Below are 25,527 nucleotides of genomic sequence, written 5' to 3'. Positions count from 1 at the left end.
TATAAAAAAATCAATGGGGGATACAACTTGATTACATCAGAAGAAATTAAACGTAGATTATGGGATGGGGCCAATGAACTACGTGGTTCAATGGATGCCAGCCGTTACAAAGATTATATGCTTGGATTAATGTTCTACAAGTTTTTGAGCGATAAGACATTGGAAACGTTCAAAGTGGCCAGTGGCATCGGGCAAATGTCTGAGTTTGAGCTGGTGGAAGCATACACAAAGGCAAAAGCAGAATACGGCGAAATGCTAGAGCAAATGATTCAAAACGTACTCGGTTATTATGTCTCTCCTGAGTATCTTTATCAGACTTGGATAAAAGATATCAATTCGGGTGATTTTGAAGTCCAAAAAGTAATAGATAGCTTGAATCACTTTGAGCGTACGATTGCCGTGTCTGGTGATTCGGATGACTTTCAAGGACTATTCTCAAGTTCAACGCTTGATTTAACGGATACGGCTTTAGGCAGCAATTTAAACGAACGGAGCAAAAATATTAAAGCACTGATTTTGCTGTTTGCAGACTTGAACATGGTAGCATTGCAAAAAGGCGATGTACTGGGTGATGCGTATGAGTACCTCATCGGACAGTTTGCGATGGAGTCAGGAAAGAAAGCTGGGGAATTCTACACGCCACGACAAGTCAGCGAAGTCATGGCACAAATTGTAGCGAGAACATCAGATATCAAGTCAATCTATGACCCGACTGTTGGTTCTGGTTCGCTACTTTTAACAGTTGGAAAGCACTTAGATGAAGATGCACAAAAGAATTTGAGCTATTACGGGCAAGAAAAGAACACAGCAACCTATAACCTAACCCGTATGAATTTATTGCTGCACGATGTTCGGCCAGATAAAATGACCATTAAAAACGGTGATACACTTTCCCAAGACTGGCCAGAAGATCCAGAACGTCCGAATGAAGGCGTGCAATTTGATGCAGTGGTGATGAACCCGCCATATTCAGCGAAAAATTGGAACAGATCAGGGTTAAAAGTCAGCGACCCTCGTTTTGAAGTTGCTGGAGTGTTGCCACCAGATTCTAAAGGGGATTTTGCTTTCCTATTACATGGATTATTCCACTTAGGACAAAACGGGACGATGGCGATTGTCTTGCCTCATGGGGTGCTATTTCGTGGTTCAGCAGAAGGCGAAATTCGCAAACGATTGCTTCAAAAAAATTACATTGATGCCATTATCGGCTTGCCAAGTAATCTATTTACCAATACAGGGATTCCAGTCGTTGTCATCATCTTGAAGAAGAACCGAAAATTTGACGATCCTGTTTTAATCATTGACGCATCTCATAGCTTTATTAAAGTTGGAAAACAAAATGTCCTGCAAGAAAAGGACATTGCAAAAATTGTGGATACATATGTTGAACGAAGAGAAGAGGAAGGGTACAGTCACCTAGCGACACGCGAGGAAATAATGGAAAATGAGTATAACATGAACATTCCTCGCTATATCCAAGTAAATGAAGAAGAAATTCCGCACGATGTGGATGCTCACCTACTTGGCGGGATTCCTCAAAGGAATATCGACGATTTAAAGGTTCTACAGTCTACCGTGCCAGATGTTTTGAAACGATCATTAAAAGAAATTCGTGAAGGATATGTCGAACTGTTAAAACCCGTTGAGGAAATTTCTAATGATGTATTGAGTGATGCTCGCATTGTTGAAATATCAAAAGAAATCGAAAGCAAAACAAAAAACTATATCGATAAATACTGGGACGTTTTGCGAAATGTTGACAAAAGCAGTAGCTTGACGCAGTTAATGGACGAAATGCTGGTTGAGATCAAGCAGATTCTTTCATCCTTCCAATATATTGATGTGTATGACGGCTACCAAATTGTGGCGGAGATATGGAAAAATACACTGGCACATGATGCGGAAATCATTAAATCAAGTGGTTTCTATACAGCTGGTCGCACGCGTGAGCCCAATATGGTAACGAAAGGATCCGGAAATAAAAAACGTGAAGAACAAGACGGCTGGGTTGGCAGTATTGTACCAAATGAGTTGATTGCAAAAAATTTATACAGTGATGAACGAAAAGAAATTGAATCAAAGAAAGCCCGCATTCAGGAGATTGAAACGAAGCTATCTGAATTGGTTGAGGCTGCGAAAGAGGAAGATAGCGATGAAGCCAATGCTCTAGGCGAATGCTTGAATGAAGCAGGTGAGGCTTTTGAAAGCAAATCAATCAAGGCTGCGTTAAAAAAGGCAAGCAAGGAAACCGTTGAATATGATCTACTGAAAAAAGTTGAAAAATTATTTGCAGATAAATCAGCGCTTAACAAAGCCGTGAAAGCGGATGAAAAAGCACTCAAAGAATCCGTGCAAGAATGTATCTTGACTTTGACAAACGAAGAAATCGACAACCTGATGTATGAAAAATGGTTCGGCAATATGGTGGATGCCATAGTTGGTTTGGAATGGAAACCGATAAAAAAAGAGTTGGATACATTGCAAATGCTACACAATCGCTATGCTGATACCTTGTCAGCAATTGATGAAGAAATTCGAGACTCAGAATCAACACTTGAAGCCATGATGAGTGAATTGGTGGTGGAAGAATAATGGAACAAACAAAATTGGTGCCAAAAAGGCGATTTAAGGAATTTCAAAATACTTCCGCTTGGGAACAGCGGAAACTTGGGGAAATGGGGGATACGTTCACAGGTTTATCTGGAAAAACCAAAGAAGATTTCGGGCACGGTGACGCAAAATTTGTCACGTATATAAATGTATTTAGCAATCCAATTTCTGACCCATATGGTACTGAAAGCGTTGAAATTGATAGTAAACAAAAAGAAGTGAAATATGGAGATGTATTTTTTACAACGTCATCAGAAACACCTGAAGAAGTCGGGATGTCGTCTGTATGGCTTGAAAATACTGAAAACGTCTATCTAAATAGTTTTTGTTTTGGGTACAGACCAACAGTTGAATTTGACCCCTACTATTTAGCGTTTATGTTGCGTTCACCAGTTGTTCGTAAAAAATTTATGTTCTTAGCTCAAGGTATTTCACGCTACAACATTTCAAAAAACAAGGTTATGGATATGCTTGTATCTGTTCCAACCCTTGAAGAACAGAAGAAAGTTGGGGCTTTTTACAAGGAGTTAGAGAACCTCATCACCCTTCATCAGCGTAAGTTAGAAAAAATGAAAGCATTAAAATCAGCTTATCTTTCTGAAATGTTCCCTGCTGAAGGCGAGCGTGTGCCAAAACGGAGATTTGCAGGATTTACGCAAGCTTGGGAACATCGACGGTTAGGAGATCACGCTGAAATTTTGACTGGTGGCACTCCAAACACTTCAATACTTGAATATTGGGAGCCAAAGGAAATACCGTGGATGTCATCAGGAGAAGTTAATAAAAGACGAATAGATGAAACAGATAATATGATTTCTGAAGAAGGTTTAAATAACTCGAGTACAAGATGGGTTAAAGAACATTCAGTTTTGATTGCTTTGGCAGGACAGGGAAAGACTCGTGGAACTGTTGCTATTAACAACATTCCTTTGACAACCAATCAATCTATCGCTGCCATTGTTCCTGATAAAACTTTACATTATGAGTTTATATTTCAGAACTTAATTAAACGATATGATGAATTGCGAGTGATCTCATCAGGTGACGGAACTCGTGGTGGTTTGAATAAACAAATCGTTTCAGATGTTGTAATACCATACACAAGTATTGAGGAACAAGAAAAAATTGGCACATTTTTTTTAAAACTAGATAATCTCATCACCCTTCATCAACGTAAGCTTGAAAAACTACAATACATCAAAAAAGCATACCTCAATGAGATGTTTGTATAAAGGGGGAGAGAAATTATGAGCAATACACCGAAGAGTGCGGCGGAGAAAACTTTTCAAGAGAATTTTGTCAAGGAACTGCAGAAATATAAATGGGAAGCACCCGAGTTCTTAAACGGCAATAAACAAAAAGTAACGGTTGCGGACTTGGTTTCGCACTGGCGGAGTGAACTAAACCGCATCAATGCTGACCAGCTTGAAGGCGTTGAATTAACGGATAATGAGTTCAAACAAGTGATGGCAAAGGTCAATCAAATCAGCAATAGCTATGAGGCTGCGAAGATTTTGGCTATTGAAGGATCAAAGGGCAAGATCGATGGCATCTACCGTGATGACAATCCGAAAATCACGAGAAAACAAATCACGTTGACGATTTTTAAAAAAGCTGAAGTACGTGGTGGGGACTCGAGCTATCGGATTGCGAGAGAAATACAGACCCCCAACAACAACCGTTTTGATATTGTTCTGCTGATCAACGGCTTGCCCTTAATCAATATCGAACAAAAACGCACGGACAAAACGTTGGACGAGGCATTTGGACAATTTATGCGCTACTACCGTGACGGGGAATACAGTCATAACTTTATGGCTTTTTCGCAGATGATGGTCATCACTTCTGAAATTGACACTCGCTATTTTGCTACACCTAAAACAATAGAAGATTTTAATCCTAGTTTCGTCTTTCATTGGGCAGATAAAGATAACCATGTAATAAACGATTGGAAAAAAGTAATTGAACAATTTTTGATGATTCCAATGGCACATCAGATGGTCGGCGATTACTTAGTCATTGATGAAGCGCGTGATGAGGAAAATAGGCGACATTTGTTAATGCGCCCCTATCAAGTTCATGCTCTGCAGGCGGTTGAAGGGGCTGCGTTTGGATGGGACAATGCTGAAAAAATACCTCATGGCGGTTTTGTTTGGCACACGACTGGTTCAGGAAAAACAATCACAAGTTTCAAGACTGCTTTGTTTTTATCGACAAGAGCAGGATTTGATAAAGTCGTCTTTCTTGTTGATAGACGTGAGCTAGATAATCGTACCAGTGAAAACTTCAAAGCATATGCTGCCTATGAGCCGGTTTCTGTTGATGATACAAAACACACCTACCAGCTAAAAAAGAAACTGATGTCAGCAAAGAATGGCATTGTGGTCACGACAACATTCAAACTTAATGCTTTAGTGAAGGAACTAGAAGAAGCGCACGACAATCGTTTGGCAGAAAAGAAAATGGTCTTTATCATCGATGAAGCCCATCGTACGACAATGGGACAGATGATGGGAACGATAAAACGCTATTTCAAGAAAAATGGGCTTTTCTTTGGTTTTACCGGCACCCCCTTATTTGATGAAAATAAGGTCAAAGGAAAGATCAATGAAAAAAGCGAAGTCATCAATACCACTGAAAAGTTATTTGGGCCGATGTTACATCAATATACGATTGACGAGGCGATTGCTGATAAAAACGTATTAGGTTTTCACGTTGACTATATCAACACCGGAGAATTCAAAAGTTATGATGATTTAAGAGACCAGATCGCTGAACAAATGAAGGAAGAACATTCTGAATGGACGGACAGAGAAATCGAACGCCAAGTTCAAGAAATGTCAGAAGCGGACGTTGAAAAGCAAGCAAAAAAACGAGGGCTGCTTGTATACCAAGACGAAACGCATATTCCACGGGTAGTGGAAGAAATTCTGAATAACTGGGAATCCCAATCACAAGAAAGAGAATTTAATGCAATTTTGACGGTTGCCTATAAAGACCGTGTAATTGCTTATTATCATGAATTTAAAAAACAACTAAAAGAACGTGGGAAAAAGCTAAATGTAGCGATGACGTTTAGTTTCGGTAACGAAAATGATCCTAAGCCACTAGACCCTGAAATTGTCAAAGAGATGTTTCAGGACTACGCTGCCTTTACAGGTATTGAGTTTATAGCGGGGGATAAAAAACATGGAGAAGATGCTTATTTTGAAGACCTTGTAGAGCGCGCGACACGAGGAGGCAGTGGACGAAACCCGAAAAATATCGACCTCGTCATTGTGGCAGACCAACTGTTGACAGGTTATGATTCGAAACGTCTGAATACGCTTTATGTTGACCGTACCCTTGAACTTCAAGGTCTGATCCAAGCCTACTCACGCACCAATCGTGTCTTTGGTTCGAAAAAAGAATTTGGAACGATTATCAACTTCCAATACCCTCGAATGACTGAAGAAATGGTAAATCAAGCTTTGAAGCTATATGGAAGCGGTGGGAAGAGCAGTAAGGCCATTGTGGATACTTACCAAACGGCTGTAAAGAAATTGGAAATCAAAGTATCTGAAATGATCCCGACTTTACCTGACCCTACTGAATGGCAAAAAATAGAACAGGATGAGAAGAAAAAGGAAGCCTTTATCCTTGCTTTTAAAGATGCTGCTGAGCAGTTAAATTTGGTAGAACAGTACTATGAATTTAAGTGGAATGATGACGCTTTTGGAATAGACGAGCACACTTGGCTGCAGTATGTCGGTGCTTATAAAAACTTAACAAGGAAGCCCGGAACCCCACCTGCGCCATCAACCGTTCATCCGCTTGCTGGGAAAACGAAATTGGCAGGAACACAAGTCATTGATGCAAACCATATTATAAAATTAATAGGTTCAAAAGTTACTTCACCGTACGGCGTGCAAACGGTGGATCGTGAAACCCTCCGCATTATTTACGAACAAATTCAAGAGTTAAGTAACATGGGAGACCATGAGCAAGCACAACTATTAAAGGAATTTGTGGATACTGAGCTTGTACCTGGTAACTTATCAAGCAATTTGAACTTTGATGAGGCATTTGAAATTTGGAAAGCGGATAAGCTGCGCGATACGGTCATTCAATTTTCTTCGGAGTGGGGATTAGATAGTGAATTACTTATAAAAGCGGTGAATTCATATTCCACTTCTGAGCCTGATATTGTTCCTTTTATCAATGATCTCATTCGCAGTGTTGATTTCAACAAGGCAACCAATCAAACGGCTGGCAATTTGTTAAGACATAATATGATCCTCACGACTAAATTGCCACAATGGATTGCTGAGACGAAGCAAAAGTATAGTTAATGATGAACCATGTTTAAGATATAATGAAAAATTAGGTGAAATGGCTTATGATCAACAAAAATTCGTTAGCAGCGGTGATCGCAGCATATAAACAAAACTTCTCAACGCACTGGGAAAATGAAAAATATAAATGGGAAGCGGTCCAGCATTTTCAGGATCATTGGGATATCAATGCTTCTGACTTTGCTGAGATGTTCACGAAAGCAACAGACAAAACCAATAATTTGCTCGCTTCCGTGAACAACTACCCAAGAAGAATGATTCAGTTGTACGCTGCGGCAGATGAAGAAGCGACAAGAGCCATGTTTATCAATCTGTATGATGAGTCCAAGCATTTTGCGGAACGAGTTGAAAAATTCCAGTCCGATGCCGAAGCAATGCGTGTAAAATATGATCAAGGCACATGGAGGCAGCATTTTCAAACGCTGAATTCCATCAGCACATACCTTTGGCTCCGTTATCCGGATAAATATTATATTTACAAGTACTCGGAATGCCGGGCAGTGGCAAAAGTGCTTGACAGCGATTTTATTCCAAAAAAAAGCGCTTCTTCTCGCAATCTCGTAGGGGAATTCCACCTTTACAATGAAATTTGCGAGCAATTGAAAAAGGATAAGGAATTGGTACAAATGCTGCAATCTGTGCTTACGGATCGTTGCTACCCGGATAAAGCGCTGAAGACATTGATGATGGATCTTGGCTTTTATATCAGCCGTTTTTATACAAAAAAGTCTACTGAAGATCATGCCGAGTGGTTTCCAATGGACTATAGCCCAAATATTACAACGGAGGAATGGCTTGCACTGCTTGCAGATAAACGTGTTTTTAACACAAAAAGTCTAAAAATCATGAAGCGCATAAAAGACTGTGGCGGCATGGCCACTTGTAAGCAGCTTTCAGAAAAATATGGGAATAACTCGAACTATTATAATAGTGGATCTTCTGCTCTTGCAAAGCGTGTTGCCGAGACGACGGAATGTCCTTTGATGACATCTCATAACGATAATGCAAAATGGTGGCCGATTTTATATGTTGGAAAGCATGCAGACAAAGATATGGCAGGTAATTATATGTGGAAACTGCGTGATGAATTGAGCAAAGCACTGGATCAGTTTGACCTTTCTGAAATTCCTTTGTATGAAGAGGAGCCACAAGCTAAAATCAGCCAAGGTAAAGAGAAGCAGGGTTACTGGTGGCTCAATGCTAATCCTAAAATTTGGCGTTTCTCGGATATCGACATCGGCGAGACGCAGCGATATACACTGTATAATGAAAATGGCAACAAACGCCGCATTTTTCAAAACTTCTTGGATGCGAAGGCTGGCGACCTTATTATTGGATATGAATCTTACCCGGTGAAACAGGTGGTAGCACTTGCGAAAGTGCTGGAAGAAAGTGATGGAGAATATCTTTATTTTGAAAAAACAGAAGGGCTTGTCACACCGATCGATTATGCAACATTGAAAAATTGTCCTGAGCTGGAAAAAATGGAGTATTTCCAGAATCCACAGGGCAGTCTTTTCAAGCTGACGAAGGAAGAATATGACTTTATTGAAGACATTATTCGCGAGGAAAACCCGATTACGCCGAAAGAAAATATGGAAACTTATTCCAAAGATCAATTTTTGGAAGAGGTATATATGACTGAAGAACGTTACGAAACGCTCATCTCTCTGCTGAAGCATAAAAAGAACCTCATTTTGCAGGGAGCTCCGGGTGTTGGCAAGACCTTTACAGCAAAGCGGCTTGCTTATGCAATGATGGGATTAAAAGACGACAGCCGCATTGAATTGATTCAGTTTCACCAGAACTACTCCTATGAGGATTTCATGATGGGATATAAACCTAAGGAGGAAGGGTTTCAATTACAATACGGCATTTTCTATAAGTTTTGTCAAAAGGCAGCGAACATGCCTGATCAACCGTTCTTTTTTATCATCGATGAAATCAATCGTGGCAACATGAGTAAAATATTCGGTGAATTGCTTATGTTGATTGAAAAAGATTATCGTGGCACAAAGGCAACGCTTGCTTATAACGGCATGCCGTTCACCGTTCCAAAGAATCTGTACCTGATCGGGATGATGAATACCGCCGACCGTAGTCTTGCAATGATCGATTATGCTTTGCGTCGCCGTTTTAGCTTTTTTGAAATTGAGCCGGGATTTCACTCTGCTGGGTTTCAATCCTACCAGTCTGCATTGGATCATGACACGTTCAACATTTTAATTGAACGCATTAAGGAATTAAATCAGGAAATTGCTGCCGACAGTTCACTTGGACCAGGTTTCCGCATCGGCCACAGCTATTTTTGCGGACAGGCTGAATGTACGGATGAGTGGTTGAAGGAAGTGGTCGAATACGATATTCTTCCGATGCTGCATGAATATTGGTTTGATGAGCCGGACAAATTGCAGCGTTGGGAAAACATACTGCGCGGTGTTTTCAATGATGAAAGATAAAGGCATTCTGATTAGAAACATCTATTATATGCTCTCTTACGCCTTTCGTGTGCTGAAACGATCAAACTACGATGAAATAGGGTCAGAAAAGTTTGAGCATATCCAAGATCTATTTGCTGCCATCCTTGCTAAAGGGATCTCCCGACAACTGAAACAGGGCTTGTATAAGGAATATGTCTCACATTGTGATGACCTTTCCGTGCTACGCGGTAAACTAGACATTCATGGGACCATCCATCATAAACTGCAGCGGAAGCAAAAGCTCTCCTGCGAATATGATGAGCTGTCCGAAAATAATGTATTTAACCAAATTCTGAAAACCACCTCTGTCATACTCATGCAGCAGCCATCTGTAAACGTTAAACGGAGAACAGCCTTGAAAAAAGTGATGCTACATTTTGACAGTGTGGATATGATTGAGCCAACGCGCATAAAATGGAACATCCTGCGATTTCAGAAAAACAATCAAAGCTATAAAATGCTCCTGAACATTTGCTATTTTGTTTTAGATGGCTTACTGCTCTCCACAGACAAAGGCAAGTACAAAATGGCCAATTTCTTGGATGAGCAGCACATGTCACGTCTGTTTGAGAAATTTGTGCTGGAATATTACCGCTATCATTATCCGAGTTTGCGGGCAGCTGCTCCACAGATAGCATGGAACATTGATGCGGGGACGACTGATTTCCTTCCGACTATGCAGACAGACATCGTACTAAAATCATACAGCAAAGTACTGATCATCGATACAAAGTACTATGCGCATACCATGCAAGTTCAGAGCAGGTATGGCAGCAGGACATTTCATTCCAACAACCTGTATCAGATTTTTACCTATGTAAAGAATCAGGATGTCGGCAACACCGGCAATGTAGCGGGTATGCTGTTGTATGCCCGAACCGAAGAAACCATTGTGCCAGACGCCGACTTTATGATGAGTGGAAATAAAATGAGTGTAAAAACGCTGGATTTAAATACTGCCTTTGGAAACATTGCTGAACAGCTGGACAACATTGCAACATCATACTTTGGAGAGATTGAAAAGAAGGAGGCTTAGGGATATAGAGGTACAACAATAAAAAGGTTTGTAAATGGGGCGTGCATTGCTATTGATTGAGATAGGTTTGTTTATAATACATGCTTAAAAATCGAATGAAGTTGTACAGACATCATAAAAAGGTACATTGCACCTCTAATATCAACAGCTACCCTGCCTCTTGAGCAGTAAACCTGCCTTTTCGGGTTATTTACCGAGTTTATCAAAAACGAATGAAGAGGTATTCCATGCATGGATGCGCCCCATTTGCATTTCACGATAATGCGCCATTTCCTCAAGGATCCCGATTTTCCACCAGTGATACATTTATGACCGCCATAAATGTCCCTCTGGCATATTCATTGCCGAGGTATTCGGAAGTTAAATTTCTTTAGTATTACCTGCAATTCTATCTTTGTAATTCTTTAGTATTTTTGTATTTATATCGTTGATTTCCGAAAAATGCCACTCAAAGGTTGTTAAAATTCTATGAAACTCTAGTAAATATTGTTCTACCTTGTTCCCATCGTTAGGATTAACTTTTTTAAAATCGCTTATTACTTTCTCTAATTCTTTGATTAAGGCTTGAAAATCTTTCAGGTTATCGTACTGTTCGTTAAAGTCCTCTTTGGTTAAAACATTTACATTTGAATGAATATTTTCTAATACACGTAGTAATTCTGCTAATTTCTCCACCATTTATGATCTCCACCTTTTAACAATTCGTCCAAATGCTTTTTTAGCATTAAAGTTCCATCCGAATTTAAAAACATATTTTACTTTGCCATTTTTTTCTATGACTTCTAAATGGTCTTTATGCAATGCAGCGAAATTTTAAATACTGCCGCACCTACTCCTGTAACGGTAGTATAGTGAGTGAAAAGGAAAGACGGTTTTGGTTCAGCACCTTTTCTCAGCTGCTCGTTGTAGTCGGCTAAAAAGCAATGCCAAAACAAAAGGGTACAGTGCTAAACTCGTTGTACTGTTACGCTTTGCTGTGCATCTCGCCTGCAAAAAAAGGAAGATAGGCGCAAATCAATTTCATACTATTTACCATGAACTGTTGTCTTCCATAGAGGAGCTGCCGGATATTTTTGCACGCACAGTTGACTGGTGCAAGGCCACGAAATTCGGGAACGGGATGAAAAACGTGTTTGTACTCGGATGTGGGATGAATTACGGAACGGCTTTAGAAGGACAGTTAAAGTTAATGGAAACGATGTGCATGCCGGCTGCTTTTAATGATATTGAGGAGTTTCCTCACGGAATGCACAGGGCAATCAATCAAAACAGCAGTGTCATCCTATTAAACTGTGAAAATTCCAACGCTCCTTTTATCGAAAAAACATTCCGCTATTTACGGACAAAAACAGATAAAGTCATGATGATTAATGCCCAGCGAAAAAAAATAAAAGATCCAATGGTGATCAATATACAGCATCACCCATATACCCAATCTGTTTTAGGGATTACTATGGTTATTCAAATTCTTTCGGTATTTATTCCGGAAATCAACGGGTTGGATCCAAACAGAAATGCAAATAATGACTATACGAAATATATGAGCACAAGGGTGAGCGTTTAAAACCAAAAACAAGGAAGGGGCATTTATCCTAAATATGCCCCTTTTCCCGCAACACAATTAAGCGTGCTGTATTTCCTCCTGTCATTCCCCAGCACAAAAAGCGGGAAGATGTACCGGTAGCTGTGGTAGTGGATGTAAAGTGCCTTGTCCGGACGGGTATGCAGTGGTCCAGTCCTGTTTCTCAAGATTGGAGAGCAGCCAGATTGAGTCGTGTTATTTCTGCACCTTTAAATAAAACCAGCAGGACTGTGGGCGCCCTGCTGGTTTCTGTTAGTTTTTATTAACCGAAGCATCATAGATCGATTTTACTGCTTTTTCCAAAGCTGCGTTAAATTCTTCATCTGTCTGGTTGGCGTTGAGTTCCCCGGTTAAAGCACGCGAAAAGCTTGCGATGATGCCATCGTTTTCTTTCAGCTTTTGATTGGCTTCATCGCGGGAATAGCCGCCGGAAAGGGCAACAACGCGGACAACGCGCGGGTGCTCAACCAATTCCTTGTAGACGTTTGGCACTGTCGGAATGGTGAGCTTCAGCATCACATTATCATTTTCCGACAATTGGTTCAGATGGTTGAGCAGTTCTGTCTTCAACAATTCTTCGCATTTTTCTTTGTCTGCACTATGGATATCTACTTCCGGTTCAATAATCGGAACGAGGCCTGCCGCGAGGATTTGCTTTGCCAATTCAAACTGTTGGTCAACCACAGCTTTAATGCCTTCCGGGTTGGCTTCCTTAATGACAGAGCGCATTTTTGTTCCGAAAATATGGTGTTCATTTGCACGCCGAAGTGTGGCATCAAGATCCGGGATCGGCTTCATCAGTTGAACACCGTTTTCAAGATTTGCAAGCCCTTTGTCCACTTTTAAAAATGGGACAACGCCTTTTTTCTCAGCCAGGTATTCCGCAGTGTACAAGCCTTCAATCTGGCGGTCCATCGTTTGTTCGAATAAAATGGCGCCGAGGATGTATTTGCCGTCAAAAGCTGGCGAAGTGATGATTCTTGTCCGCATTTGGTGGATAAGATCAAACATTTCGTCTTCGTTTGAATAGGCATCTTCCGGCACGCCGTAGTTTGCCAATGCTTTCGGTGTGCTGCCGCCGCTTTGGTCGAGCGCCGCAATAAAACCTTTTCCGTTCTTGACTTTGTCGAACTGCGTTTGGTTCATCATGATCTCTCCTTATAAGGTTTTTTGAAGGGCTTCTTTTTCTTCATATCCCGATGAATGAAAAAGAAACCTCTATGCATAAGCATAACACTACTGATTGGGAGAAAAAAATAATATATTCATTCTAATTCGGATTCCTTTGCGTGCCCCTAAAAAAGAAGCCGGGCGGTTATCCCGGCACCCGGTTTTGCTCGCTGAATCTCATCCAGAAAACGAGCACAAGGCTTGCGAGGGCCACTTCCGAAAGGGACATGAAGCCGATCGCATAGCTTTTGGTCAGCCCGTAAACGAATGTTAAAAGGAGCGGGGGGAAGAAACCGCCGAGCCCCCCGGCAGCTGCGACGATGCCATTTACCGTCCCCGCCTGGTTTGAGAAATAAAGCGGAACGAGCTTGAAAACCGCGCCGTTTCCGATACCGGCACAGAAAGCGACGGCAAGGCAGCCGATCGTAAACAGCGTAATCCCGAGGCTGAAGGAAAGCAGGATGCCGGAAAGGGTCAGTCCTATAAAAGTAAACGCCAGCACCGTATACGGATTAAATTTATCGGACAGAAATCCGCCGAGTGGCCGCAGCAATGTTGCCAGCAAAATAAATCCTGCTGTCCGCATGCCGGCATCCACTTTGGCGAGGGAAAAATTCGACACCAAAAAGTTTGGCAGGTAGACCGTAAAGGCGACGAACGAACCGAATGTAATAAAGTAAAAAATACTGAGGAACCAGAGCCGCCTGTCACGGTACACTTTTTTAAATTCTTCCGCAAACGAAACTTTGACTTTTGGCTCATGCCGGTCTCCAAAGAAGAAATTCAGCAAAGCAAAGACGATCAAAAGAATGCAGAAAAGCTTGACAGTGGTTCGCCATCCCGCCATATTGGCAATGACCGGCGCGGCGAAGGTGGTGACAGCGGTGCCGAGATTCCCCATACCGTAAATCCCGTTGATCGTCCCGTGCCGCTCTTTCGGGTAATATTTCGGAAGGGAAGTGACACCGATCGAAAAAGTGGCGCCTGCAACCCCGATTAGAAATCCGCTGACCACAAGGCCCCAGAAAGACTGGGCAATGCTCAGGTAAAACACCGGAATCAAAAGGAACAGGAAACTGAATGTAAACAGCACCCTTGCTCCGAGCCTGTTTGCATAAAACCCGACCGGAATTCGGAACAGCGATCCGAGAATAACCGGAATAGAGGTCACCCATGAAGTCTCGCCCGGTGTCAGCGGGATGTCCCCTTTTATATAGGTAAGAAGAGAAGAGAGGATGACCCAAATCATAAAAGCTGCCACTAAACTAATTGTCTGTAATGGGAGTTGAATCTTTTTCATATGCTTATCCTTTCATCTCATTTTTCCGGTATACGCTTGTAACCGGCGCGGGACCGGTATTGCTGTGGTGCGCGTACCGGATAGCGCGCCGGAAAGCTGAACAGGTGGACAAGGCGCGTAAACGGGATCGAAGCGAAAAACAGAAACGCCGCGATAACATGCACTTTAAATAGGAGCGGTACGCCGTCCATCAGTTCATGTTTTGGCCGGAAAACAAACAGGCTCCGGAACCACGGGCCGATGGTTGCCCTGTATTCATATGCGGTGACCGTCGTATTGTACACAATGGTCATATAGGCGCCAAGCCCGCCGACCACAAGCAGGGCAATGATGGAAAAAAATTCGGCGAACGTGGCATGGATGCGAACCCGTTCAAATTTGATTCTCCGGATGAGTAAAATTACTAGCCCTGCGACCACCATCAGCCCGGCAATGCCGCCGCCGATGATGGCACCGGCATGATAGAGTTCATCCCGCACGCCGGCTGCTTCGTAAAAGCGCTTTGGAATGAGGACGCCCATGATATGGCCGATGAAGGCAAAGACAATGCCCCAATGAAAAAGGGGAGAGCCGATGCTGAGCCATTTTTTCTCGAAAATTTCAGTGGAGGGCGCCGCCCAGCTGATTTGCCGGAACGCATACCGGTACAACAGCCCGAAAATCATGATGGTGCCCATTACATAGGGGAAGATGACCCATAAAAAGATAGAAGCCATGTATGTACCTCCTTTAATACATGATCGGGTAAGGCAGATTTTCAAGATCGGCCTTTTCCCTCTGTTGTTCCAATGCTTCAATCTCTTCTTTGCTCGGTTGTTCAAAAATCTGTTCCATCAGCACGGAGAAAACCGGCATATATAAGCTTTCCTCTGATAAATGGCCGGCAATCCGCTGGACGGCATAGGCGAGCCTTTTGCACAGGCGTTCCGTTTCGCGTGACGGCTCCGATACGGCCAGAAATTCAAATAGCATTGGTATATAATCGGCCAATTCCCCGTCGTTGCGTTCAAAACCGGCCTCGTTGATCATTTTCTGCAGTTTAATGAAAGCGGCGCCGCGTTTCGGGCTGTCACCAAATTCATGGTACGTTAAGTACAGTCCGTTTTTCTCTTGAAGGTCGAATGTGGACACATACAAAGACTGTATTTCGGAAAGTGGGAGGCAAAACAGGGCGGCAGCAGCTTTTTCAAGCGCCGCGCCTGTTTCTTTCGCCGCCGCGATGACCGCCTCTTTTTCCTCGTAAAGCGTCTCTGTCGGATAGGTAAGCATCCGCGAAGCAATGGCCAACATCAGTTTTTCACGATCATTCATTGCTTGCTCCCCTTTCAAACGGATACGTAACCATGCCTTCCGGTGGGGCGAGTTCTTCAATGCTGCAGGAGCCTTGCTTGTAATACAGGTCACCGTTCATTTCGCGGCGGCCTGTCGGGATGACGAACCGTTCCCTGTATTTGGCAACGGCAAGCAGGCGTGCCATATCTTCCACTTCTTCTGCAGTCATGCCGGCTTCTTCAAGCAGTTTGCTTTTGTTCAGTTCATCCACGCCGCCGACCGTTTTGGCGCGCATATGGACGCGCATCGCCGCCATTTTCAGCAGCACTTTCCGGATTACTGCCGTATCGCCTGCCGCTAACAGCGAAGCAAGGTATTCCATCGGGATCCGCATCTGGTCAATGGCCGGGATGTAGCCGTCCGTGGACAACTCGTCTTCATTTTCAAGATGGTTCATAATCGGGCTGAGCGGCGGCACGTACCATACCATCGGCAGCGTCCGGTATTCCGGGTGGAGCGGAAGCGCAATTTTCCATTTCATCGCCATTTTATAGACCGGGGAATCCTGCGCGGCTTTCACCCATGCGTCGGTTATGCCGGCTTTATGGGCTTCCTCTATCACCTCCGGGTCAAACGGATCAAGGAAGACGGACAGCTGGGATTCGTACAATGCTTTCGGATCCGGGGCCGATGCAGCTTCCTTCACTTTGTCCGCATCGTAAAGCAACACGCCGATGTAGCGGATCCGGCCGACGCATGTTTCCGAGCAAATCGTCGGCAGGCCGGCTTCAGTACGCGGATAACAGAAATTGCATTTTTCCGCTTTATGCGTATTCCAGTTGTAATACACTTTATGGTACGGGCAGCCGTTCATGCAAAAACGCCAGCCGCGGCATGCTTCATGGTCGACAAGGACAATCCCGTCTTCATCGCGTTTGTAGAGCGCGCCGGTCGGGCAGGAAGCGACGCACGACGGGTTAAGGCAATGTTCGCAAATGCGCGGCAAGTACATCATGAACGTTTTTTCGTACTCGCCGGTGATATGGTTTTGCAAATTTTCCATATTCGGGTCAAGCGCCGTCGTCTCGCTCCCGCCGGCAAGGTCATCATCCCAGTTTGAACTCCACCGGGGCTTGTCAATCGGTTTTCCGGTGATCATCGAGCGCGGTCTCGCAACAGGAATATGGTCGCTTTTCGGACTGTGGATCAGATGGTCATAATCATATGTCCATGGTTCGTAAAAATCATCTATTTTAGCCATGTTCGGGTTGTAAAAAATTTGCGCCAGTTTCGTGACGGGGCCGCCTGCGCGCAGCTTCAGTTTCCCGTCTTTGTACACCCAGCCGCCTTTAAAACGGTCCGTGTTTTCCCATTGTTTCGGGTAACCGGCACCGGGCCGGGTTTCGACATTGTTAAACCAGATGTATTCCATCCCTGGCCGGTTTGTCCACATGTTTTTGCAAGTGACGGAACAGGTGTGACAGCCGATGCATTTATCAAGGTGCATCACCATTGCGACTTGTGCTTTTACTCTCAAAGCCAGTTAACCTCCTTTAGCGGCCGGATGATGGCGAGGGTATCCCGCTGGCTTCCGGTCGGGCCGTAGTAATTAAAACCGTAGCTGAGCTGGGAATAACCGCCAATCATATGGGTCGGTTTCAGCGAAATGCGTGTGACGCTGTTATGGGTACCGCCGCGCTTTTGGCTGACGGCCGTGCCCGGAACGCCCAATACCCGGTCCTGGGCGTGGTACATATATGCCATCCCCTGCGGAATCCGGTAAGTGAGGACGACCCGCGCGGCAATCGCGCCGTTCCGGTTGTACACTTCAATCCAGTCGTTGTCTTTAATGCCGATGGACTGCCCGTCACGCTCGTTCACCCAGACCGTCTGGAATCCTCTGAACAAATGGTTCATCTGGGTCGTATCCGTAAACATTGTATGGATGCCCCATTTTTGGTGCGGCGTCAAGTAGCGGAGCGTAATCGATTTGCCGTTTTCAGGTGCCGCTGTTTCGCCTTTTAAATACGGCCCGTGCCGAAGCGGCGGCAAATAAAGCGGCAGCCCTTCACCGAAGTCGAGCATGACTTCATGATCCAGGTAAAAGCTTTGCCTTCCTGTCAGTGTCCGCCACGGGATGTTGTATTCCTTGTTCATTGTAAACGGGGCATAACGGCGGTTATCATTTTCAAGCCCGCTCCAGACCGGCGCGGAAATCGTATGGCGCGGCTGGGCGGTAATATCCAGCAGGGTGAAGTCTTCGTCTTCGCGGCCTTTGGCAATGTGTTCCAGTTTTTGTCCTGTTTTCTTTTCAAGTGCTTTCCATTCTTCAACCGCTCGTTTTCCGTTGGTGGCGCCGGACATAAAGAGAATTGCTTCAATTGCCTGCTTATCGGACGATAAATCCGGGAGCCCTTTTCCAACCCCTTCCCGCCGCGATTTTCCAAGGCGGGAAAGCAAATCTTTATAAACGCCTTCACCGGGTATCTGAATGCCTTTGCTGCCGTATCCGTTTTGAATGTTCGGGCCGAGGGTGGTCATTTTTTGAAAAACGTTCGGGTAGTCGCGCTCGACAATGACGAAGTTCGGCATCGTTTTTCCCGGCACCGCCTCCGCTTCGCCTTTGCGCCAGTCTTTCACTTCTCCGAACGGCTGGCCGATTTCATTCGGTGTGTCTTTGCCGAGCGGCATCATAACAAGGTCTTCGCACGCCGGCAAATGCTCTTTTGCGAGTTCCGAAAATGTTCTTCCGATCTCTTTAAACGCTTCCCAGTCGCTTTTCGATTCCCACGGCGGGGAGATCGCCGCGTTAAACGGGTGGACGAACGGGTGCATGTCGGTGCTTGAGAGGTCAAATTTCTCATACCATGTGGCAGCCGGCAAAACAATATCCGAAAACAGGCCGGAACTGGTCATCCGAAAATCCATGCTGACAAACAAGTCGGCTTTTCCGCGCGGCGGCTCACCTTCTGTTTTGATCGTTTCCGGCTGCCACGAGTTGGCCGTATCGGTCATTACGGCATCGTCACCGCCAATAAAATGTTTGACGAAATATTCATGGCCTTTTCCACTGTCGCCCAAAAGATTCGAGCGCCAGTTGAAAAATACCCTTGGAAAATTGCGCGGATCATCCGGATTTTCAATTGCCCATTCGAGTTTTTCCTGCTTTAACTGCTCCACGACATATTGGATGACTTCCTGGTCGTCTTTTGCGCCGTTTTCGCGGGCTTCTTTGACAAGGTCAAGCGAATTTTTTGTAAACTGCGGGAAAGAAGGGAGCCAGCCAAGCCTTGCTGCAAGGGCATTGACGTCTGCCGGATGCATGTTTTTAAAACGGCCGCCCCAGCCTTCCTGGTTGTCGTTGATGCGCGCTTCATACCGGTACTGGTCGGTTACAAAGTAGAAAAAGGATGTACCGTTTTGGAAGCGTTGCGGTTTTGTCCAGTCATTGGCAAAGGCGATTTGCTGCCAGCCTTCGAGCGGGCGCACTTTTTCCTGCCCGACATAATGGGCCCAGCCGCCGCCGTTTACGCCTTGTGATCCCGTCAGCATGACAAGGTTTAAAATGCAGCGGTAAATTTGGTCGCTGTGGTACCAGTGATTGGTTCCGCCGCCCATGGCAATCATCGATTTTCCGTTTGTGCGGGCGGCATTGTCGGCAAACTCGCGCGCGACCTGGATGACGTGCGCTTTTTTCACGCCGGTAATGCTTTCCTGCCAGGCCGGGGTGTACGGTGCGTTTGCGTCATTGTAATCCGCCGCGAAATCGCCGGGCAGGCCGCGATCCACGCCGAGGTGCGAGCAGAAAAGATCAAACACAGTGGTAAACTTCACCGTCTGCCCGTCTTTTGTCTTTAACCGTTTAGCTGGCACCGCCCGCTTGATCGTGCCGCCTTCTTTATCAGCAAAGTAAGGGAACGTAACCATGACGGGTTCATCATAGTCATCGATAAAACTTAACTTCGGATCGATGGCACTGCCGTCGTCTTTTGTCAGCTCGAGATTCCATTTGCTGCTGCCGTCCCAGCGGAAGCCCTGGCTGCCGTTCGGAACTTGGGGGCTGTTTGTCGCCTTGTCCCAGACAAGCGTTTTCCATTCGCCGAGTTTTTCGCCGTCCGTGAGATCCGTTGCCCGCAGAAAACGGCCGGACCGGGCATCCCCGTTTTTTTCGTCAATTTCAACGAGAAAGGGGAGATCCGTATATTTTTTTGCGTAATCGGAAAAATATTGCGTTTCGCGGTCAATGTAAAATTCTTTTAAAATGACATGCGTCATCGCAAGGGCAAGCGCTCCGTCCGTACCGGCGCGTGCAGGCAGCCAAATATCCGCAAATTTGTCGTATTCGGCGTAGTCCGGGCTGATGCCGACAATTTTTGTCCCGTTATAGCGGGATTCCACCATAAAATGGGCATCCGGCGTCCGCGTTTGCGGCAGGTTTGTGCCCCAGATGATGAAGTATTTGGCATTATACCAGTCCGCGCTTTCGGGAACATCCGTCTGTTCTCCCCAGATTTGCGGGGAAGCGGGCGGGAGGTCGGCGTACCAGTCGTAAAAGCTCAGGATTGTACCGCCGATCAAGGATAAAAACCGGGTGCCGGCGGCATAGCTGACCATCGACATCGCCGGGATCGGACTGAAGCCGGCGATCCGGTCGGGACCGTATGTTTTTATCGTGTAAATCGAGGCGGCACCGATGATTTCGCACGCTGTTTTCCAATCGGTGCGGACAAAACCACCTTTTCCTCTGGCTTTGACATACCGGGCGCGTTTTGCTTCGTCTCCGGCAATGTTCGCCCACGCCGTGACAGGGTCATAGCCTTTTTCCTTTTCCGCCCGCCACAGTTCGATTAAGTCCTGGCGAATATAGGGGAATTTTACGCGGGTCGGGCTGTACGTATACCAGGAAAAACTCGCTCCCCGTGGGCACCCTCGCGGCTCGTATTCCGGGAAGTCGCTGCCGGTTGTCGGATAGTCGGTGTGCTGCGTCTCGGCTGTGATGATCCCGTCTTTCACGTAGATCCGCCAGCTGCAGGAACCGGTGCAGTTGATCCCGTGCGTGGAGCGGACAATGTTGTCGTAGCCGTAACGCCTGCGGTAATATTTTTCTGCATCACGCGAGCGCGGGCTTTCTTCCGTCCAGCCGTCGTTGATCCGTTTTCCGTGTTTTAAATGTCGCAGCCGCTGAAGCAGCTTGTTGTCTTTATACATGGCCGTCATTTCCTTTCCCGAATGGATTGAAGCGTTCGCCCGTTAACCGGATACTGCCGGATTCGGCCCGGAGTTCTTCTGCCACAATTTCGAAGTCCGGGGCATTGGCGCTCGCCAGAATCAGCCGCTGCAGGGTATTCGGATCGTTCAATTGATAAATGGTTTCAATGAATGCCGGGGGGATATCGCCGAAACGCATGCGCATGATGGCAATCAAATCTTCGCGGTCTTGGATTAAATCTGCGTCTTCAAACTGGAACATGTTTTCACCTTTCCTTATCAGCTTTTCATCATTTTGTAGTAATCTGCAATCAGCACTTCTTTGCATGATTCCGCCGCTTGTTTGAAAAATTCCGCCACTTCCGGCGCTTTGTTTTCAATATCGGAGAAGGAGAAGCATTTTCTTGTTTCATGTTGAAAACGATCGCCGTAGCGTAACACCACTTCAATCCCGTTTTCCTTTTCAACGCCCGCCGGATCTGCGTCATACAGATGAATATGATGCAGTTCAAATGTCTGCATGAACGTATGGTAAAGTGGCGGGGAGACGGAAAACAGCGGTTTTTCCTGCTGTTCTTTCATGACTTCACCTCTTTAATGATGGGGGAGTACGCTTTCTTCTTCGTGATTATGTATTTCATCGATACAAATCAATGCATAAAATTGACGGACGGTTTGCCGGCCCAGCTTTTCCTGCTGCAAATCCTTTTTCACTGCCTGTGCCAGTTTCCGCATCAGATCATGGTCGCGGGCAAGGGCGGTGAGCTTATCTTTCATGTTTTCATTTTCGGCAAGCAGTTCCGGGTACAGGCCTTCCTCCTCTGCCTGGGCGTGCGCGAGCGTCCTTGTTTCCCAATGTTCAAGCAAAATCAAAGCGGTTTTCAGCGCCTCCGCGTGCATCTTTTTCCCGAGCAGCTGTGCAAGCAAATCCGTTAAATCGCGGGCTTCATTTAAAGCCGCTTCATGGATGGACGAATGGCTGTCGGCGCGCCTTAAAGATGGTCCTGACATGTTTTCGCTCCTTTATGTTGGATGTGGAATCGTTTCCCATATTCTAATGTTAAGATTGTCCTAAAGGCTCCAATAATAAACAAAAAAATGGAGAATAGGGCGGATTTTTGCAGGTTTTAAAGAAAAATGAAAGTGACCACTCACTTTTTTATTGACAGCCAACTTTCATCATGGCAATATAATAAGTGAGTCATTACTCACTTTTCTAAAAAGAGGGAGGCCCAGGGATGGAAGCTGCGGTTGTGATGGAACATATAAGCAAGCAGTTCGGGAAAAAGCCTGTGTTAAACGATATCCGTTTGAAAATCGGGAAGGGCCGGATTTACGGTTTGATCGGGCCGTCGGGGGCAGGGAAAACCACTTTGGTCAAAATGATGGTCGGGATGGAAAAAACGGATGCCGGCACGGTCCATGTGCTGGGAGAAAAAATGCCTGACCTTGAAGTTTTACAGCATATCGGCTATATGGCGCAGTCAGATGCATTGTATATGCAGCTGACCGGGAAGGAAAACCTGAAATTTTTCGCATCGCTTTATAAAATGGGGAAAGCGGAACGGCATGAGCGGATTGCCTACGCGGCGGGCCTTGTCCATTTGCAGGATGACCTTAATAAAAAAGTGTCTGCCTATTCCGGCGGGATGAAACGGCGGCTGTCGCTTGCGATTGCGCTGATCCAGGATCCGGAATTGCTCATTCTGGACGAACCGACTGTCGGCATTGACCCGGAATTAAGGGCGAGTATCTGGGATGAACTGCTCCGCCTCAAAAACGAAGAAGGCAAAACGATGATCGTCACGACGCATGTGATGGACGAAGCGGAAAAATGCGATACGGTCGCCATGATCCGGGAAGGAAAAATTTTGGCGCACGGCTCACCGGGCGAGTTGAAAGCAATGTATGAAGCAGCCGACTTGAATGAAGTGTTTTTGAAAGCGGGGAGGGCCGTGCAATGAGGAGAACCCGTTTTTTGCGAGATACAGCCGGATTAAAAGAACGGTTTCAGACAGACGATAGAAACCGGATATTTTTGAAAGCGGGGAGGACCAGGCAATGAGGACAGCCGCACTCATCAAAAGAATTATGTTGGAAATGCTGAGGGACAAACGCACATTGACGCTGTTGTTTCTCGCGCCGCTATTGATTTTGACGCTCATGTACTTTTTCTTTAACGGCAGCTCAACCAGCCCGAAACTCGGGATCAGCCATGTGGACGCAAGCCTTGTAAAAGTGTTGGATAAAGCGGATATGAAAATCAAACACTATGAAACGGTAAAAGATCCAAAGCAAACCGTGCTGGATGGAAATCTTGACGGGCTGCTTGTGAAAAAAGGCGGAGCGTACGTCCTCACTTTGCAAAACAATGATCCGTCTACTGCCAAATCGCTGCAGATGAAAGTAAAGCAGGCAATCGCGGCGGAATCCGGGCAGCAGCTGGCCAAACAAATCGAAGCACAGGCAAAGACGCTCCAAGGCGTGCAGAAAATCATTGCCTTGCAAAATGAGGCACAGCATATATTGATGAAACAGGTTCCCACGCAGTCACCGGCCTTTGGGAAAGTGCAGCAGCTGGAAGAACAGGCGGAAAAAACGAAACAACAGTTGCAGGCGCCGGTCAAAGTGGCCTTTTCTAAACCGGATGTATCGGCAAAATATGTATACGGCAGCAGCCATACGGTATTTTTTGATGTGCTGAGCCCAATTTTGGTTGGTTTCTTCGTTTTCTTTTTCGTATTTTTAATCTCCGGCATCGGACTTTTAAAAGAACGGACATCTGGCACGCTCGACCGCCTGATGGCAACGCCGGTCAAGCGGGGCGAAATTGTGGCTGCTTATTTGGTGGGTTTCGGCATTTTTGCTGTCATCCAGACCGTGATTGTCGTATTTTACGCGGTGAACGTGCTGGATATGGTGCTTGCCGGTTCACTCTGGAATGTCTTGCTCGTTAATTTGATGCTCGCGCTTGTGGCGCTGTCTCTCGGGATTTTATTATCGTCTTTTGCGGCTTCAGAGTTTCAAATGGTACAGTTTATTCCGCTTGTTGTGGTGCCGCAGATCTTTTTCTCCGGCATCATTCCGTTAAAAGGGATGGCCGTCTGGCTGCAGGCACTTGCAAAAGTGATGCCAATTTATTACGGTGCCGATGCCTTAAAGCGGGTTATGTATGAAGGCATGGGCCTTGGGGATGTATGGAAAGACTTAACGGCACTTGTTGTTTTTGCAGTGATTTTTATTCTGCTTAATATTATCGCGTTACGGCGTTACCGTGCGCTGTAAGGGGGGAGAAAATTTGCTAAAATATAATCTTCTGGAAGCAATGAAGGAACAAACGAAGACGGACGTAAAGCTGACGGATAAAAAACAAAAAATCATGGAGGCAGCAATTTCTCTGTTCGCAGAGAAAGGATATGGCAATACGCCGACAAGCGAAATCGCCAAAGCGGCCGGCGTTGCAGAAGGGACGATTTTTCGGCACTTCGGCACGAAAGACCATTTGCTCGTTTCGCTGATCGTCCCGTTTTTAAAAGATTCGATTCCTTTGATGGCGGAAGAGCTTTTTGAAAAACTGCTGTCAAACCATGAGCTCCGTTTTGAGGACTTTTTGCGGAACCTGCTCCGGGACCGGCTTCTTTTTTTAAAACAGAACAAGGAGATTTTTCAAATCATCGTAAAAGAGTTTTTTTATAATGAAGAAATCCGCCATGAACTGATACCGTATTTTGCGGAAAATATCGGTTCCCGGCTGGTGCAGGTGATCCGAACTTTCCAGGAACGCGGGGAGCTTTCAGACCAGCCCGCTGAAACCATGGCAAGGCATATCTTTTTTTCAATCGGCGGCACATTTATTTTTAAGTTTGTCTTCGGGCTGAACGGATCCCAGGATGAAGAGGCTGAGATTGAATCCGTTGTCCGGTTTGTGATGGACGGGGTGCGGAAGATAAAGGAGGACAGTCCCTGAATGCCTTGTGCACCGTTCGCTCCCTTGTGCAGAACAGATAAAAGCGCACGTTGCGGTCTGGATGCCTGGATCAGTGAAATGTCTAATTAGGGCTTGCTGAACGAATCCGATTCTGAGTTTGTACCCAATTTGTCAGCAAGCTCTGTCTTAAAATATAGAAGAATCCATCTTTGAAAATGCGATTCTTTTTTCTCTATATATTGAATCAGCTTTCAAGCGCAAGCTTTTCTCTGGATTTTTCTAAAACCCTTGCACCTCGCATTAAATTTTTCCAAATATAGGAATTTTGGTTATTCAGCAAGCCCTATGTTAAGGAAGCGAGGAAAAAAATCGATGTTCCTTAACGTAGAGTGCGTCTCCGTTAAGGAACCGAGAAAAAAATGCGTTGTTCCTTAACATAGAGCCCGTCTATGTGAAGGAAGCATGAAAAAATGACGTCCTTTCTTCATATAGGGCGCGTCTACGTTAAGGAAGCACGGAAAAACGAAGGCCTTTCTTCACATAGAGGGCGTCTATGTAAAGGAAGCGTGGAAAATTGAAGGTCTTCCTTCACATAGGAGGCGTCTAC

At 45.3% G+C, this 25,527-nt stretch carries 19 protein-coding genes; 9 read left to right on the top strand and 10 right to left on the bottom strand.

Translation table 11 applies throughout. From position 1 onward, the window contains the following. Positions 1-27: 27 nt before the first annotated feature. The 5 genes from OF158_RS14725 (at position 28) to mcrC (ending at position 10,460) form a co-directional block, all read left to right on the top strand. Positions 28-2,592, top strand: coding sequence for a type I restriction-modification system subunit M (locus OF158_RS14725; RefSeq protein ID WP_035183497.1), 2,565 nt, complete (start codon positions 28-30; stop codon positions 2,590-2,592). After that, on the top strand, positions 2,592-3,842 hold the full coding sequence (locus OF158_RS14720) for a restriction endonuclease subunit S (RefSeq protein WP_035183500.1): 1,251 nt from the start codon (positions 2,592-2,594) through the stop codon (positions 3,840-3,842). The genes OF158_RS14725 and OF158_RS14720 overlap by 1 nt, the downstream gene beginning before the upstream one ends. A 15-nt stretch (positions 3,843-3,857) precedes the next feature. Next, a complete protein-coding gene (locus tag OF158_RS14715; protein WP_035183502.1) occupies positions 3,858-6,941 on the top strand; it encodes a type I restriction endonuclease subunit R, EcoR124 family in 3,084 nt (1,027 codons plus the stop codon). 503 nt (positions 6,942-7,444) lie between these two features. Beyond that, entirely contained in the window at positions 7,445-9,403 is a 1,959-nt protein-coding gene (locus tag OF158_RS14710; RefSeq protein WP_225620921.1) for an AAA family ATPase, read from the top strand. Beyond that, on the top strand, positions 9,390-10,460 hold the full coding sequence (gene mcrC, locus OF158_RS14705) for a 5-methylcytosine-specific restriction endonuclease system specificity protein McrC (RefSeq protein WP_035183506.1): 1,071 nt from the start codon (positions 9,390-9,392) through the stop codon (positions 10,458-10,460). Before OF158_RS14710 ends, mcrC begins: the two co-directional genes overlap by 14 nt. A gap of 360 nt (positions 10,461-10,820) precedes the next feature. Here mcrC and OF158_RS14700 read toward each other — a convergent pair whose 3' ends face one another. Continuing rightward, complete coding sequence (locus OF158_RS14700; protein ID WP_035183509.1) at positions 10,821-11,138, bottom strand: hypothetical protein; 318 nt, start codon at positions 11,136-11,138, stop codon at positions 10,821-10,823. A gap of 196 nt (positions 11,139-11,334) precedes the next feature. Between OF158_RS14700 and OF158_RS14695 the strand changes: the two genes are divergently transcribed. After that, positions 11,335-12,024, top strand: a complete 690-nt coding sequence (locus OF158_RS14695; protein WP_053070835.1) for an SIS domain-containing protein — start codon at positions 11,335-11,337, stop codon at positions 12,022-12,024. 270 nt (positions 12,025-12,294) lie between these two features. Here OF158_RS14695 and OF158_RS14690 read toward each other — a convergent pair whose 3' ends face one another. The 9 genes from OF158_RS14690 to OF158_RS14650 form a co-directional block, all read right to left on the bottom strand. Beyond that, positions 12,295-13,188 carry a fructose bisphosphate aldolase gene (locus tag OF158_RS14690; RefSeq protein ID WP_035183511.1) on the bottom strand — a complete coding sequence of 298 codons (894 nt, stop codon included), beginning with the start codon at positions 13,186-13,188 and terminating at the stop codon, positions 12,295-12,297. Between the two features lie 169 nt (positions 13,189-13,357). Continuing rightward, the gene (locus OF158_RS14685; protein ID WP_035183513.1) at positions 13,358-14,512 is read right to left on the bottom strand and encodes a nitrate/nitrite transporter; all 1,155 of its coding nucleotides are present in this window, start codon (positions 14,510-14,512) and stop codon (positions 13,358-13,360) included. A gap of 17 nt (positions 14,513-14,529) precedes the next feature. Beyond that, positions 14,530-15,228 carry a respiratory nitrate reductase subunit gamma gene (gene narI / locus OF158_RS14680; protein ID WP_035183516.1) on the bottom strand — a complete coding sequence of 233 codons (699 nt, stop codon included), beginning with the start codon at positions 15,226-15,228 and terminating at the stop codon, positions 14,530-14,532. Between the two features lie 13 nt (positions 15,229-15,241). Then, a complete protein-coding gene (gene narJ / locus OF158_RS14675; protein ID WP_035183518.1) occupies positions 15,242-15,823 on the bottom strand; it encodes a nitrate reductase molybdenum cofactor assembly chaperone in 582 nt (193 codons plus the stop codon). Then, positions 15,816-17,321 carry a nitrate reductase subunit beta gene (gene narH / locus OF158_RS14670; RefSeq protein WP_026684106.1) on the bottom strand — a complete coding sequence of 502 codons (1,506 nt, stop codon included), beginning with the start codon at positions 17,319-17,321 and terminating at the stop codon, positions 15,816-15,818. The genes narJ and narH overlap by 8 nt, the downstream gene beginning before the upstream one ends. Continuing rightward, entirely contained in the window at positions 17,318-20,992 is a 3,675-nt protein-coding gene (locus OF158_RS14665) for a nitrate reductase subunit alpha (RefSeq protein ID WP_035183521.1), read from the bottom strand. The genes narH and OF158_RS14665 overlap by 4 nt, the downstream gene beginning before the upstream one ends. Beyond that, positions 20,985-21,254, bottom strand: coding sequence for a hypothetical protein (locus tag OF158_RS14660; protein WP_035183524.1), 270 nt, complete (start codon positions 21,252-21,254; stop codon positions 20,985-20,987). Before OF158_RS14660 ends, OF158_RS14665 begins: the two co-directional genes overlap by 8 nt. A gap of 17 nt (positions 21,255-21,271) precedes the next feature. After that, positions 21,272-21,574 carry a hypothetical protein gene (locus OF158_RS14655; RefSeq protein WP_035183526.1) on the bottom strand — a complete coding sequence of 101 codons (303 nt, stop codon included), beginning with the start codon at positions 21,572-21,574 and terminating at the stop codon, positions 21,272-21,274. A gap of 12 nt (positions 21,575-21,586) precedes the next feature. Continuing rightward, complete coding sequence (locus tag OF158_RS14650; RefSeq protein WP_014097125.1) at positions 21,587-22,003, bottom strand: hemerythrin domain-containing protein; 417 nt, start codon at positions 22,001-22,003, stop codon at positions 21,587-21,589. Positions 22,004-22,230: 227 nt separating this feature from the next. Here OF158_RS14650 and OF158_RS14645 point away from each other — a divergent pair, with 227 nt between their 5' ends. The 3 genes from OF158_RS14645 (at position 22,231) to OF158_RS14635 (ending at position 24,959) form a co-directional block, all read left to right on the top strand. After that, the gene (locus OF158_RS14645) at positions 22,231-22,956 is read left to right on the top strand and encodes an ABC transporter ATP-binding protein (RefSeq protein ID WP_035183531.1); all 726 of its coding nucleotides are present in this window, start codon (positions 22,231-22,233) and stop codon (positions 22,954-22,956) included. A gap of 97 nt (positions 22,957-23,053) precedes the next feature. After that, the gene (locus tag OF158_RS14640) at positions 23,054-24,277 is read left to right on the top strand and encodes an ABC transporter permease (RefSeq protein ID WP_035183536.1); all 1,224 of its coding nucleotides are present in this window, start codon (positions 23,054-23,056) and stop codon (positions 24,275-24,277) included. A gap of 13 nt (positions 24,278-24,290) precedes the next feature. Next, positions 24,291-24,959 (top strand): TetR/AcrR family transcriptional regulator, encoded by a 669-nt coding sequence (locus OF158_RS14635; RefSeq protein WP_035183538.1) that lies wholly within the window; start codon positions 24,291-24,293, stop codon positions 24,957-24,959. Positions 24,960-25,527 lie beyond the last annotated feature (568 nt).

This window comes from Weizmannia sp. WK01 (genome assembly GCF_025905465.1).
Classification (GTDB): Bacteria; Bacillota; Bacilli; order Bacillales; family Bacillaceae_C; genus Weizmannia; species Weizmannia faecalis.
This window is presented reverse-complemented; position numbering and strand designations above follow the sequence as displayed.